Origin of the sequence: Pseudoalteromonas sp. SR45-6 (assembly GCF_014163545.1) — a bacterium.
Taxonomy (GTDB): Bacteria; Pseudomonadota; Gammaproteobacteria; order Enterobacterales; family Alteromonadaceae; genus Pseudoalteromonas; species Pseudoalteromonas rhizosphaerae.
This window is the reverse complement of record NZ_JACJDM010000003.1, coordinates 116,536-131,724: the sequence shown is the minus strand read 5'-3', so window position 1 is coordinate 131,724 and position 15,189 is coordinate 116,536. Positions and strand designations below refer to the sequence as shown.

The 15,189-nt window shown below is 41.2% G+C and carries 8 protein-coding genes; 4 read left to right on the top strand and 4 right to left on the bottom strand.

What is annotated here, in order from left to right:
- Positions 1-2 precede the first annotated feature (2 nt).
- The 4 genes from H5158_RS02570 to H5158_RS02555 all read left to right on the top strand — a co-directional run bounded on the left by H5158_RS02570 (position 3) and on the right by H5158_RS02555 (position 7,326).
- Positions 3-1,304, top strand: coding sequence for an efflux RND transporter periplasmic adaptor subunit (locus H5158_RS02570; RefSeq protein WP_182717020.1), 1,302 nt, complete (start codon positions 3-5; stop codon positions 1,302-1,304).
- Positions 1,301-4,384, top strand: a complete 3,084-nt coding sequence (locus H5158_RS02565; RefSeq protein WP_182739403.1) for an efflux RND transporter permease subunit — start codon at positions 1,301-1,303, stop codon at positions 4,382-4,384. Before H5158_RS02570 ends, H5158_RS02565 begins: the two co-directional genes overlap by 4 nt.
- A 121-nt stretch (positions 4,385-4,505) precedes the next feature.
- Complete coding sequence (locus tag H5158_RS02560) at positions 4,506-5,858, top strand: magnesium transporter (RefSeq protein WP_149980876.1); 1,353 nt, start codon at positions 4,506-4,508, stop codon at positions 5,856-5,858.
- Positions 5,859-6,408: 550 nt separating this feature from the next.
- The gene (locus H5158_RS02555; protein ID WP_182739402.1) at positions 6,409-7,326 is read left to right on the top strand and encodes a lipopolysaccharide assembly protein LapB; all 918 of its coding nucleotides are present in this window, start codon (positions 6,409-6,411) and stop codon (positions 7,324-7,326) included.
- 65 nt (positions 7,327-7,391) lie between these two features.
- Here H5158_RS02555 and H5158_RS02550 read toward each other — a convergent pair whose 3' ends face one another.
- The 4 genes from H5158_RS02550 to H5158_RS02535 all read right to left on the bottom strand — a co-directional run bounded on the left by H5158_RS02550 (position 7,392) and on the right by H5158_RS02535 (position 14,976).
- Complete coding sequence (locus H5158_RS02550) at positions 7,392-9,914, bottom strand: TonB-dependent siderophore receptor (protein ID WP_182739401.1); 2,523 nt, start codon at positions 9,912-9,914, stop codon at positions 7,392-7,394.
- A gap of 225 nt (positions 9,915-10,139) precedes the next feature.
- The gene (locus H5158_RS02545; protein ID WP_182739400.1) at positions 10,140-11,135 is read right to left on the bottom strand and encodes a GGDEF domain-containing protein; all 996 of its coding nucleotides are present in this window, start codon (positions 11,133-11,135) and stop codon (positions 10,140-10,142) included.
- Positions 11,136-11,312: 177 nt separating this feature from the next.
- Entirely contained in the window at positions 11,313-11,708 is a 396-nt protein-coding gene (locus H5158_RS02540; RefSeq protein ID WP_182739399.1) for a DP-EP family protein, read from the bottom strand.
- A 19-nt stretch (positions 11,709-11,727) separates the two neighbouring features.
- A complete protein-coding gene (locus H5158_RS02535) occupies positions 11,728-14,976 on the bottom strand; it encodes a winged helix-turn-helix domain-containing protein (RefSeq protein ID WP_182739398.1) in 3,249 nt (1,082 codons plus the stop codon).
- Positions 14,977-15,189 lie beyond the last annotated feature (213 nt).

Genomic DNA, 15,189 nt, shown 5'->3' with positions numbered 1-15,189 from the left:
CTATGAACTTAAAAACCAGAAAAATATTGATCCCAGCCGTAGTGATTGCAGCAACCGCAGCAATCGTTATGTTCATTCAAGGTAACCCGCCGCAAGCTAATCGTTTTGCAGCGCCACCTAAAGCACAAATTAGTGTGGCAGTGCAGTTACTAACACCGCAATCATACCAAGTGATGATTGATAGTTTTGGCACCGTAAAACCACGTACGCAAAGTGGCTTAGTTGCTCAAGCATCGGGGCAAATCATTGCGGTTAGTGAGCAGTTTCGCGAAGGGGGCTTTTTTGAAAAAGGGGATGTGTTACTGCAACTTGATGATAGGGATCACCGCGCTGAAGTAAAAGCCGCACAAGCAAACTTATTAACTGCGCAACAGGGCTTACAAGAAGAGCAAGCGCGTGGACGTCAAGCTTTGGTTGACTGGCAGCGTTTAGGTAATGGTGCACAAGCGAGTAACTTAGTGTTGCGCGAACCACAATTAGCCGCAGCGCAAGCACAAGTGTTGTCAGCTCAAGCGCAACTTGAAAAAGCTGAACTTGATTTAGAGCGTACTAAAATTACAGCTCCTTATGCCGGTCGTGTACTCAGTCGCAGTGTTGATCTAGGCCAAGTGGTGTCTAATAATACTCAGCTTGCAACGATTTATGCCATTGATAGTGTGGAAATTCGTCTGCCAATCAAAAATAAAGATTTGCCATTTATAAACTTACCAGAGCAATATCGTGATGGGCAAAAAAATGCACTTGGATCAGCGGTGCATTTCACTTCAGACTTAGTCGGCAAGCAAAGTTGGCTTGGGCAAATTTCGCGTACCGAAGGAGCTATTGATGAAAGCGCCCAACAACTGTACGTGGTGGCACAAATTAATGATCCATACAAAGCAACAGCGCAAAACCAATACCCAATTAAGATAGGGCAATATATTAAAGCGCAGATCAGCGGTAAACAGGTAAACGATGTATTGGTTATTCCTAACAGCACCATTTATCAAGGCAGCTATGTGTATGTTGTTGAGCAAGGCGTACTTAAGCGTAAAGAGATTAGCTTAGCATGGCAAAACGCCACGCAAGGAATTATTGCCAGTGGTTTAACGGCTGGTGAACAGTTGGTACTCACACCGCTTGGTCAGGTGAGCTCGGGTACGCGAGTTAAAGTAATGGGTGAACCCGCAACCTCGACAGAACCTGTGAAAAAACAGCGCCCAAGTCGTGAGCAGCTAGAAGAGATGGCTAAGAAACAGGGTATTACTGTTGAGCAGTTAGTTGAAAAACGCCGCGCAGCAAGATCGCAAGGAGATAAACCATGATAGCTTGGTTTACCAAAAATCATGTTGCAGCTAATTTATTGCTGATCAGCATTGTATTTGCGGGTCTATTTAGTTTAACTACGCAAATACCGCTTGAAGTATTTCCTTCATTTGAAACCGATCGCATTAGCGTTAGCGTATCATTACGTGGCTCAACGCCAGAAGATGTAGAGCAAGGGGTGACGATTCGAATTGAAGAGTCAGTGCAAGATTTAGAAGGGATCAAGCAGATCTCAAGTCGCTCCTCAGAAGGCTCTGCCTCGGTTAGCATCGAAGTTGAAAGCGGTTATGATCCGCGGGAGTTATTAGCCGATATAAAAAGCCGGGTTGATGCGATCAATACCTTTCCTGTTGATGCCGAAAAGCCCGTTGTAGCTCTTGCAGAGCGCAAGCGCGAAGTCATTGCAGTCACCGTTGCCAGCGATTACGGCGAAAAAGAAACCCGCGAATACGCCGAGCAAGTACGAGATCAATTACTACGTTTACCGAGCGTGACGCAGGTTGAACTAAGTGGCGTGCGCGATTACGAGTTAGCCATTGAAGTCAGTCAAGATACATTACGCCAATATAGTTTAAGTTTAAGTGATATTTCACGGGCCATTAGCAATTCGAGCTCAGACATTTCTGCGGGGAATTTAAAAACCGAAGGCGGCGACGTACTCATTCGCTCTAAAGGCCAAGCTTACCGTAAAGACGAATTTGCCCAAGTTGTAGTAAAACACCAAAGCGATGGCACCATAATTCGCCTTGGAGATATTGCTAAAATTAGCGATGACTTTGAAGAAACCCCAGTGCGCACCCGCTTTAATGGTAAACAAGCCGCGTTTATTGATGTGTACCGAATCGGCCCGCAAAGTGCTATTACCGTGGCGGATGAGGTTAAAGAATTCATTGAAAACCAGCAAACAAATCTGCCGATGGGGTTTGAGCTGAGTTACTGGGATGATGATTCAGAACTGGTTAAAAGTCGTATTGCCACGCTTACCACTAATGCCTTACAAGGCGGCATTTTAGTGTTGGCTTTACTGACGTTATTTTTACGACCGGCCATCGCATTCTGGGTGTTCATTGGTATTCCAGTATCGTTTATGGGGGCTTTTTTAGCGATGCCATTGTTTGGTGTAACACTGAACATTATGAGCTTATTTGGTTTTATTTTAGTACTGGGAATTGTTGTTGATGATGCCATTGTTACTGGTGAAAATGTTTATACTCATTTAAAAACGGCTGAATCAGGTGAACAAGCGGCTATTCGTGGTACCCAAGAAGTGGCAACGCCGGTAACGTTTGGGGTTTTAACCACAGTCGCGGCCTTTTTACCTTTGGCGTTTATTGAAGGTGGCCGTGGCGCGTTATTTGCGCAAATTCCAGTGGTGGTGATCCCCGTGCTATTATTCTCGTTAATTGAGTCTAAGTTCGTGTTACCAGCGCATTTAAAGTACATCAAATTACGTCATCAAAAAGGCGAGCCCTCAAAATTTGATAAGTTCCAACAACGTTTTGCTGATGGTTTTGAGCATGCAATCTTAAAATACTATCAGCCCATTTTAAACCTCGCTTTACGGCATAAACTAGCAACGGTGAGCTTGTTTGTTGGTATTTTCTTGATCATTTTAACCATGATCACCAGTGGTTGGACTAAGTTTATTTTCTTCCCACGTATTCCAAGTGAAACGGTTCGAGTTAACTTAACCTTGCCAACGGGCACACCGTTTGAAGTGACTAATAAATATGTCATTGATATGTCGGATAAAGCACGCCAATTACAAGATAAGTACCGCGATGAAGATACAGGTGAAAGTGTTATTTTAAATATACTCGCCACCACAGGCGGGCGCGGTGGTGCGTCTAATTCCGGCAGTGTTCGTTTTGAAATAACACCCGCTGAAAGCCGCGACTCTGATATTGGCTCGCGCGAGCTTGCCAGTGAATGGCGCGATTTAATTGGTATAATACCGGGTGCAGAGAGCTTAACCTTTAGAGCCGAAATTGGCCGCAGTTCAGATCCGATTGACGTACAACTGAGTGCAACCTCACTCACCACATTGCAAGAAGTGGCTGATCATGTCAAAGCGCGGTTAGCGACATACCCAACGGTATTTGATATTGCTGATAGTATGTCCGATGGCAAAGAAGAGCTACAAATAGAGCTAACAGAGCAAGGCCTAGCACTGGGGTTGAATCGTGTTGATGTATCGCAACAAGTGCGTAATTCATTTTTTGGTGCACAAGCACAGCGCATTCAACGTGGTCGCGATGATGTGCGAGTAATGGTGCGTTTACCAATTGAAGAACGCCGCTCAGTGGCGGATCTAAAAGATATTTTAATTAATCTACCCGATGGCGGCACAGTGCCTTTATCGCATGTAGCTAAGCTGGTGCCGGGACAAAGCCCTTCGTCGATTAATCGCATTGATCGCTACCGTACTTTAAATGTGACTGCTGATATTGAAAAACAAAACACCAATATGACGGTGCTACAAGCTGATTTAAAAGAGTATTTAGATGAACTTGTACAGCAATACCCAGGAGTAAGCCACTCACTTGAGGGTGAAGCTAAAGAGCAGCGGGAATCATTTGGTTCACTCGCGTGGGCATTGGTCTTTGTGTTTTTCATTATTTATGGCTTATTAGCAATTCCATTTAAATCTTACTTGCAGCCATTAATCGTTATGAGTGTGATCCCATTTGGCATGATAGGCGCAGTTATTGGACATTGGATCATGGGCATGGAACTGACCATTATGAGCTTACTCGGCATGCTAGCGCTGATTGGCGTAGTGGTGAATGATTCACTGGTATTGGTTGATTTTATAAATAAAAAACGCAGTGAAGGTGGTGATTTACTGGAGGCGGTAAAAATGGCGGGCGCATCACGTTTTCGCCCTGTAATGCTAACCAGCTTAACCACCTTTATAGGCTTAATGCCGCTGCTGTTTGAGAAGGCGACACAAGCGCAATTTTTGATCCCGATGGCGGTGAGCCTTGGCTTTGGGATTATTTTTGCAACCTTTATCACCTTGTTGTTGGTGCCAGTGAATTACTTGTTGATGGAACGCTTGCAAGGCTGGTTTAAATAAACAACTTTCCCCACAGCTAATTAGGCTGTGGGGAATACGAAATACGATGCAAAATTTCTCAAACTATTTTTTCAAGCTGAGGTAAACTAAACACAAAGTAGTTAAATTCAAAGGCTTCAACATGATTGAATACCCGATTGATCAACTCCCACAGCTTATTGATGAGCTTTTACAATGTGATACTACAGAGCGTAAAAATAAGCTGTTAGCTGACGCCAAAGAAATACTCTCGACAGAACATTTATCGTTATTATTTGAAGCCTTACCAAAAGATCAGCGTATTGATATTTGGCAATTATTAGATGAAGACACCCAGCACGAAATATTCATTAATTTAGGCGCCGATAGCTGTCGTTGGCTATTACAAACACTCGATGAAGATGACGGTTTTAAATTACTTGATGAAGTAAGCGTTGCTGAGTTACTTGAACTTGAAGAAGTGATCCCTGAGCGCTTTGTTGAATACGCTCGCCGTCAACTTGATGAAGTACAAACCAAGCAATATGAATTAGCGCAGCAATATAACCCTGAGCAATTGGGTCATTGGCTTGATTTTGATTCACTTAAGGTTTCAGACAAACTAACGGTCGGTGGCGCACGAAAAATCCTGCAAAAAGGCTTACCGCAATATACCGAGGTTATTTATTTAGTAAGCCGCAAAGGTACGCTAATTGGTGAGGTATCGGTTAACACGTTATTTAAAGCTAAGGATTCAGATACCTTATTAAGTTTTGCTGATCACGATATCACCTCACTGCATGCTGACGATGATTTATACGAAGCCGCGGAAGTGGTGATCCACAGTGAAAAAATGGCAATGCCCGTTGTCAATGTCGATAACAAGTTACTGGGGCGATTAAAAGTTACCTCAGCTTATGAATTACGCCAAGAGGTCACCGATGAAGCGGCGGCAAAAGCGGGTGGTTTACGTGAAGATGAAGATCTATTTGCCAGCGTACGAAAAAGTGCGAAAAACCGTGGTATTTGGTTAGGCATTAATTTAGCAACCGCATTTTTAGCATCCTGGTTTATTGGATTATTTGGCGCAACCATTGAGCAAGTAGTTGCATTGGCAGTATTAATGCCGGTAGTTGCATCAATGGGCGGTATTGCCGGTAGTCAAACACTTACCGTAATCGTGCGCGGTTTAGCGCTTGGTCAGGTAACCGACTCAAACCGTAAGGCGTTACTTAAAAAAGAGCTTAGGGTAGGGGCTGTAAATGGCTGTGTGTGGGCTATGGTAATTGGTGTGCTTACCTATTTCTGGTTTAGTGATGTGATGCTCAGTATCACTATTACAGTGGCTATTTTGCTTAATTTAATTGCAGCCTCTTTGTCTGGCGTGGTGATCCCTTCGATTTTAGATAAAATGAAAATCGACCCAGCACTGTCAGGTTCAGTAATCTTGACAACAGTGACCGATATCGTTGGCTTTGTCACTTTCTTAGGGTTAGGTAGTTTATTACTACTTTAGTATTTTAGTGTACGCAGTATGATAACTTTTACAGGTATTTGATTAATTTCAGTTTTATTTCTGTTGTGTGAACCTTTAGTGAAGAACTGGTTGGCGCGTATCATCTGGTTCTTTTTTATCATAAAGTACAACTCTCGCAGTTGCGAGCTACATAATTAAAAAGGAAATACTCAATTTCAAAGAAACCAGCTAAAGCAATCAGTAAAGAAGTAAAATCGATTAAAAAAGAAATCAGCGCTCGTAAAGATAAAGTCGCAAAACAAAAAGCCAAAATAGGTAAGCTTAAAAAAGCGCTGAAAAAAGCAGCTTAATTTAGCATACAAAAACACTGCTGTGCGGCTAGTTATTTAGTGCCATCAGTAAAGGTATATAAATATACTTTTCAAATACTTAGGCAATTATAAAATATTTTTGTAATTGCCAAGCCAGTTTTTTATCCCACTTTTTGTTCATCATGCTCTGCTAGTGCGTAATATTTGTTAATAATTTTATGCAAATATGTTTTAATCTATGTATATCCTTTACAGCATTAAGCGTTTGCTTAAATTTTATGATAAAAAATCACTTAATAATCGCTATTTTTATCTTTATTTTCTCTACGCTAGCTAATGCGTCTGAACACTTTAGTGATCACGAACAATTCTGCTTACAGCAGACAGAGAAAGACTGCTTAGTTTATATCAATGAACGTATAGAGCAATCAGAGCTACATTCAACTCGGTGGTATAAAGCCAAGTCTTACTTATTTGATTATTATTACGATAAAAGTGATTATGAAACCTTAAAAACCATTGTAGAGCCATTCGCAGAACGAGATGATCTACCTGAAGTATTTAAAGTCCAAGCTTACTTTTATTACGCCAAAGCCTTACGTTATTATGGGGATATTGAGCGTGCAAAAATATATGCTAATAAGGCTCTTACAGATATACAGTTGATGTACGACGCATTTGCAGATCCAATGCGAATGCTTGAGTTAGCTAATTTGCAGTATGTTTTTGGTAATAAAGAATCCGCTTTTCAAATGCTGCTCAAAACCGAACGAAAGTTTGGCAAGAGTAAAGACCCAATTTTTAATTTTGAATTACATTCCAATAAAGCAAATATTTATCATGCTTTTGGCGATTTAGAAAATGCTAGAGATAGTAGAAAAAAAGCACTCGATTGGATACTTCCAACTCAGCATCAAGGCAAAATTATTGTTGCACAAGGGAATTTAGCGCGTACATATCAATTGCTCGGACAGTATGACCTTGCCATTAAGTATTATGTTGACTCGTTAAGTTATATGGTCGATGGCAGCGATGATATTACCAAAGCTTCGCATACATTAAGGCTGGCAGAAATATGCTGGCAAGCAAAAGATAATCAGCAGGCCATTAAGTGGTTTAAAGCGGTTAAAGTGAGTGACTTAAATCGTAACCATAAAATAGTCTATGAACAATTAGCTAAAGCCTTAACTTTGTAGCGATTGTAACTATGCACCCTCGATAAGACGGCCCATATTTATATGGGCCGTAGTTATTTGTTTAATTAAAAGCTAAACGCTACATTCGCATAAACAAAGCGGCCATCTAAACTATATGGCGTGAACCCGCTGTAAGTGAAAATTTGGTTAAAATCACTATAACCAATATTACTTACCGTATCTTGCGGGTACTGATCAAATAGATTATTAGCACCTAAAGCAAGTTTCCATTGCTCAGTTGGACGATACGCTACTTCAATATCGGTGAGCCACTTTGCTTTGAGAAGTTCATCACCCTCAGCACTACTTGAGGTATCAACTACTTCACCATAGCGTGTTGCACGAAGCGTGGTTTGAATATTTTCATAATCCCATGTTGCAGACAGGTTCCATTTATCTGCTGGTGTGCCTTTTTCGAATCGAGAAATTTCACGTCGTGCAAAGTATTGATATTCATCACCTAACGCTTCCAGTTCCGGTGGATTGTCTTTCACATGAGTAACTTCTGTATCGTTAAAGTTTACAGCGGCACTTAAGCGTAAGTCACCATAGTCAGCTAAACCAAGTAAATAGGTGGCAACAATATCTACCCCTTGAGTACGCGAATCGATAGCATTGGTAAAGTAGCGCACACTTTGGGTATTAAGCTCAGCGGCTTGTTGTAAAATAGCTTCAACAGCAGGGCCTTCTAAGTTTTCAGAAAGCACAATGCGATCATCAATATCGATACGATAAGCATCAAGCGTGAAGCTAAAATTACCTTCTGTGAAGATAAAACCAGCGGTCATATTGACAGACTCTTCAGCGTCTAAATCTTTTGCGCCAAGCGCTTTGGCAGCAGGCTCACTACTTGGAAATAATCCGACTTCTCTAGGTACGCCATTTTCAAATACAGTGCTGACTGATTTATAAGACGTTTGTGCAAGAGACGGTGCTCTAAAACCACTACTGATAGCTCCACGTAACGATAATGAAGGAGTAATGCTATAGCGGCTGGCAAGTTTCGCTGTAAAAGTACTGCCAAAGTCACTATAGTCTTCAAATCGACCTGCTAGCACAGCATTCCAATTTTCAGTGAGGTAGGTATCAAATTCAGCAAATAGAGCAATGTTATGGCGGCTTTTATCAGTTGCACTATCCGGTGAAAAACCTGATAAAACTTGTGCACCACCGGCGGCAACAGGTACGCCTTGTGCATCAAGTACCGTTAAATAAGAAGCTTGTTCACCGGCTTTGATTTGGTAGTTTTCATGGCGATATTCAGTACCAATGGTAACAAACACGTCATCAGGTAAGCCTAAGTCAAAGCTATTGCTGGCATCCATGTTAACAAGGAATTGTTCATACACTAATGCGCCATTATCAAACTCTGTCGGACTGTTAGCACCCATAGAGGTATTGATGCTATTGCTAACACCTAAGGCAAAATCATTGCGACCATAATTAGTGCTGATATCCCATGTCCAATCATTACTAACCCCATTTAAACCGATAGCAAACGAATAGTCGTCAACATCAGTGTCAATGTTTGGTAAAAACCCATCTGGATAAACGCTTGGCAAATTACGGTTGTCTTTGGCACGACGATAGAAACCGCCTGAGTTACCTTTACGATTTGAATAACTGGCAAAAGAGTAAAGTGATAAGTCATCACTAAAGTCGTAGCCAAGATTATAAAATAGCGCGATATCTTCAACATCGGCTTTACCAAAGCGGTGATTATAACGGTCAAACGTCAGCTCTTTTGGATCAAGCGCGCCGTTTTCATCACGATTATATTGTTCTCGCTCATCAATACCTGAGCGGTTAGTTGGCTCGTTGTTACGGGTTTCAATTGAGATATTGATAAAGCCATTCTCGCTAAGCGAAAAGCCCGCATTGGCACTTGCAGTTCGGGTAATACCATCGTTAACGCGGCGGTCATCACCTTTAACAAAACCAAGCTTACCTTGCGAGTCGATGATTGTTTCTTTTAACTGTGCAGAGCCTGCCATTTGCGAATCATATTGACCGTAAGTGTAGCTTACACTACCGCCTTCATCGGCATCTTTGAGTACAATATTGATCACACCAGCAATGGCATCTGAGCCATATTGAGCCGCTGCACCATCACGCAGTACTTCGACGCGCTTAATCGCAGAGGTTGGAATATTATTTAAATCAACAGCCGAAGAGCCGCGGCCAACTGTGCCACCTAAATTCAATAAAGCACCTGAGTGACGGCGTTTACCATTGACAAGTACTAAGGTGTGATCGGGAGCTAGGCCTCTTAATACTGCAGGTTTTGCATGGTCAGTACCATCAGCGAGGGTTGCACTTGGGTAGTTAAAGCTAGGTAATTGGGCTGCAAGCACTTGGCTTATTTCTAGTTGGCCTGTGGTTGCCAGATCACGACTGGTTAGCAAGTCTACAGGAACTGTACTTTCCGACAGGCTGCGTAAACTACGACGTGTGCCGGTGACCGAAATAACTTCAATATCTTTTACTTCGTTTTCGCTAGTTGGTTGCTCTGCTGCAATGGCACTTACTTGAAAAGCAAATGTACTGCATATTGCTAAATGTAGGGGCAGTTTTTTTAAGTTAGCCATATAGTAATCCCTTGAGTATGTTGATTTTAACCAACAACATTTTACTAATAAAATGTTTACTCAACAAAGAATAGATCAGAATACCATAGTAGCAATGCACCTTAATTGTTAATATTTTGCGTCTTATGTAACTGTTAGTGTGTTTTATTTACAAGTTGCAGTTCTGTCTGCAAAAAGTAATAGCGAGCTGTAACTGATAGACAAATGATTTACCGTTATAGCGTATTAAGCACTAATACTAATTTTATTTCTGCCGTCAGATTTTGCTCTATATAAAGCCGTATCAGCGGCACATATTAGCGCTTCGCAGGTGCGGTATTGGTTATCAAATTCGCAGGCAATACCTTGGCTCACACTTACTTTAACTTCTGGCGGTAGGCCAATATCAGTAAATGACATCGCATTAATCTGTTGTTGTATATGTCTGGCAACAACAGTGGCACTATCACGGTTACAACGTGGCAGAATAACCGCAAATTCTTCACCACCATAGCGAGCGGCTAAACAATCTCTTGATGGTATACATTGCAAAATCACTTTTGCAATTTTTTGCAAACATTTATCACCTTTTATATGGCCATAGTTGTCATTAAACTTTTTAAAATAATCAACATCAATCAGTATTGTGCTCAAAGGCTGGTGGCTTTGAATACTCTCTGCCCAAAATTTATTTAATGACTCATCAAGCATAAAACGGTTAGCAAGGCCGGTTAAGTGATCAGTCGATGCTTGTATTTTTAATTGATTAAATACTGCTTTGTGTGCACTTAAATCATGTAATACACAAACGTATAGCTTTTGTGCACAGGCAATGCTTTGTGGCATGTTAGAAATAGATAAATCGGCTTCAATTATACTGCCATCTAATTTATTTATTTTAACTTCATTTGGGCCAAAGTTAAGGCGGGTGTCTTTTATATCAAGCCAGTTTAATAACGTGTACATGTATTTGTCACGATCTGTTTCGTGCAAAAACGGCAGTAAGCTTTGGCCAATTAACGATTGTTGTGAGTCACCTAAAAGTTGCGCCGCCATCGGATTAACAAACTCAAACGTGCCTTGTTCATCGATAACAAAAATACCTTCGGCAGTGCCATTAAATAGTTCTATTAATGCGCCAAACTGTATGTGTGACAGGCAGGTCGACAATGTTTTACCCGCAGCTTTTGATTGCTGTGTTGTATTAAGTGCTTGGTTATTATTATTTGTTTGCTTAGACACGTTTGATCCTTACGCTTTGCTATACGTTTTTGGTGTCTATAAATTTACTTAAAAAAGTGCAAATAAACCTTCTGGTAATCTTCTGGTTTTAAGGTGTTGATTTTTATTGTCTTATTTTTTAATTTGCACAGGTTTTTAACTAACCTATGCAAAGTATTCAGGCGTTATTAGCCTGTTTTAGTTAGGTTCTTTCTTATTTTCAATTTGTGGATCCGGGCTTTTGTAAGTTTTACCGCCGCGTTCTACTACAAAACGCATGCAAGTACGGCCGGTATTTTCATTTGAATCATAAACACAAATGGCTCTACCCCCTTTTATTAATGCGCCTGCAAAGTCTTCTTTAGGGCAAGGCTCTACAGAGCCTTCTACCTCAGAGAACTCAACATCAACGAATGTGATGCCGTCATTGGTCGTGTTATCTCTAATGATATAAAGGCCAATTGAATTGGCATCTACAACGCTGCCACCACCGCTAACTACTTTGTCATTTTCATAGTAAGTTATGATCGCTTCGTCATTGTCGTTTATAGTAATGTCCACGTTAAATATAAATGGAGTTAAGGTTGGAAGCATGTTTTTTCCTTTTTGATTGTTATAGTTCAAAGTTACTGATGCCCAATTTAATTAGGCTGTTTTTTAAGCCTGTAATCTCGGCTTCTCTATTTAAGCAAGTATGCGCTTTAATGAGTGGGAAGGTATAGTATATACTTTTGCTTTTTTTATTATCTAAAGTGATAAGTATATTTTGGCAATATTGTTTTCTTTTTTCTTCGTTTGGAGTGAGTTTTGCATTAATTAAATATAATTTTACTAAAATAGAGGTAAAGCTAGTTTCGTCAAATCGAGTTAGTTGTTCTTTATAATCATCACTTTGTTCAAGTGCTGTTAAAAGTGCTCTAGCTTTAGGCTCAAAACCTCGTTGTAAAAAATATTCAATCAAGCTTATTTGGGTATTAATTACTTCTGTACTCCTAAAACCCTCTTGCGCTATAAAGCTTAGTATGTCATCCACCTTGCTATTAACCTTTTTATCATCAGATAACATTAATTGCAAAGCTAAAAATCTATAATAATAGCGCTGAATTTGATTATTATCAGGGTCTTGTATACGAGCTTGGTTGATGGAGTCAGTCGCAAGCTTAGCTTTTTCATACGCTGCGCTTTTATCAGTAAAGTAACTTAATAAATAGCTTTGCTGTATATATTGATAAGCAAGAGCACTGTGCAAACTGGCATCGTTTGGGTATTGTAACAATAGAGTCCCTAGCTCGTTAGCAGCGCTATTAAGCATGCCCAATGCTTCATTAAAGTTACCTAATTTCTCATCAGTACTGGCAAGCCAACTAATGGTATCGGCTCTATCGCGCAGTAAATCTTTATTATTAGGTTTTAGCTCAAGTGCTTTGTTTTTAAGGATTAGCGACTGTGTAAAGTTTTGCTTTGCGGCTTGGTAGGTAAATTGGTTCAAATACAAAGAACCCAATGAATTATGTGAATACGACAACTCCATAATGGAGTTAAAGTCATTGGGTGCTAGGGAGTACATTGTTTCACTATAGGCTTGGTATTTTTTAAACATTGGCTCTGTGGCAGCGTAATCACTTTTATCATAATGAAGCTGCCCTAACCAAAAGGCATTGGCACCCGCAAGCGTAAGTAACTCTAAGTTGCTAGGTTGGGTTTTTAATAATGCCTCAAGTCGGGTGCGGGCGCTCTCAAACGCGGTAAATGCTTCGTCGGTTTTACCGCGGGAATAGGCCACTTCTCCCATTGCCTCAAGGGTTTGTGCATATTGAAAGCGGTTGTTAAATTCGGTTTTTTGGTCTGTAAAGCTAAAGAGAGAGTTGTCCTCATCAGCTTGATTAGTAAAATACTCCAGCGCTTTATTGCTAATACCATCGAGCAAATCCATACGTTTAACGCTACGCAGTTTATCGGCAAATTCACCCACCATAAAGCCAAGTAGGCTTTCGGCTTCTAAGCGTTTTTGCTGCGCGACTTGCTCGGCGTGGTAACTGCGTACGCTCATAAAGGTGGCTATAAAACTGAGTAAAATAAGTGCAACCGCGGTGGCTTGTAACACTGTTTTTTTGCGTTTTGCTCTGCGGTTTGATGCTTTAATTAAACTCAGTTCAGCAGCGCTGAGGGTAAACATAGCGTTATTTATAAGGCTTTGTGCTTCTTGTAACGGCTTGCCCTGCGCTAATAAAAAGTCGGCATGTTTATGCTCGTTTAACCAACGCTCGGTGGAAATTTGTAAGCGACTTTTAATGGCTAAGCTTTGTTGGTGGTGGTTTATCCAGTCTATGGCACGTTGCCACTGACGTAGTAGTGCTTCATGCGCCAAACTAAAACAGGCTTGCTCGTTTTTAAGGTGCGATACAAATAAGCGGCTATCGACCATCGCTTGTGCAAGTTGTGTTTGTGCCGGGGTGGTGAGTTCATCCCAACGGGCTGCGCGGCTGGTGAGGGTTTCGCCATCAGCGTGCAGGGTAATTAGTTTTGATAATACCAAGCTCAGCTGGGATTGTTGTTGCTTGGGCAGTTGTGTAAAAACGTGCTCAGCTTTTTGGCCAATCGCGCCTTCAATACCGCCCAATGCTTGGTATTGTGAGACTAATAGCTCATCGTTTTCGCTGCGCTGTAAGTACAGTTGTTGCAAAGTGTATTGCAGCATTGGCAGGGCGTCGGGGTTATTGGCGGTTTCGTTACAGAGTATTTCATCCAGTGGGGTTTGGTGCTCAGGGTCAAGCTGCCAACTAAGCCCTGCGGCTAAAGCTGGGAGGCGGATCATCTGTTTTAATTCAGTGCGAGTGGGCGGCAGTAAGTCAAAATGGGCGCCATTGGCTTTGCCCGCCATTAAGCTAGGTTGATTAACCACTTGCGGATAAAAGTCATTTCGACAGGCGCTAAATATAATCATGCAGTTACTGGTGGCCAGTAACTCTATAATTGTTAAAAACTGGCTGCGCTCTTGCTCGCTAAATACTGGCGACGACAGTAATACTTCAAGGCGGTCAATAAATAAAAATAAATACGGTTTTATATGGGCTGTTTGGCTTTGCTTTACAGCCATTTGGCAACCCTCAATAACTTGCTCGGGCGCGTTTTGTAATAACTCGCTCAAAGTGTCGGCACTCATATCACTAAGCACCGGGGCGTCGTTGATTTCTAAATCAAGTAGGGTAGAGGCTAAATCGAGAAATAACCGATCTTTAGTTATATCAGCAAAATCAAGTTGGCAGTATGACTCAACCCGAAAGCCATCAAAGCCTGATTCACTCATTAATGCCGGTAATATACCTGCATTGACTAAAGATGATTTACCTGAGCCACTAGAGCCGAGCAATAAGCTAAAAGCACGGCCAAAACTTATTTGTGCCGATACCCGTTGTAATAGTGTATTTATTTGTTTGCTGCGGCCAAAAAAAACATCGGCTTCATTGGGAGTAAACGCGCTTAAGCCAACAAAGGGTGAGCTGCCTTGCCATTTACTATGGCTGGCTTTTTGTTCTTCATCGAGAGGGAGCTCTATTTTGGCGATAACGCGGTAGCCGCGCTTGCGGATTGTCTCTATGTATTGCGGATCACTGGCTTTGTCGTCAAATGCTTTACGTAATTGCGTGATAACTTTGTGCAATGGATTATCGCCCACCGCAACAGTGCGCCAACAATGGTTAATGATCTCGTCACTGCTAACTAATTCTCCTTGTTTTTCGCATAATAACAATAAAACATCCATCGCTTTGGGCTCAAGTTGTTTGACTTGCGCACCTCGTCGTAAGCTATTGGTGGCAGGTGTTACTTGCCATTCACCGACAAAGAAAACAGATTTACGCATGCAGGGCTCATCATTGTTATTGTTAAAATTGAGGTTGCTTTAAACAGCTTTGTTTTATCCTACTGCAAGCAATAAGTTAATACAATATTCTGAGTTAAACGTTAAAAAGCTTTATTAAACAGTCACGGTACAAGCTATGTCTGCTATACATTACTTTATGTAAATCTTGCTTGACTTTTCTGTGAGCCTCAACAATACTTAGTCAAGTTTACT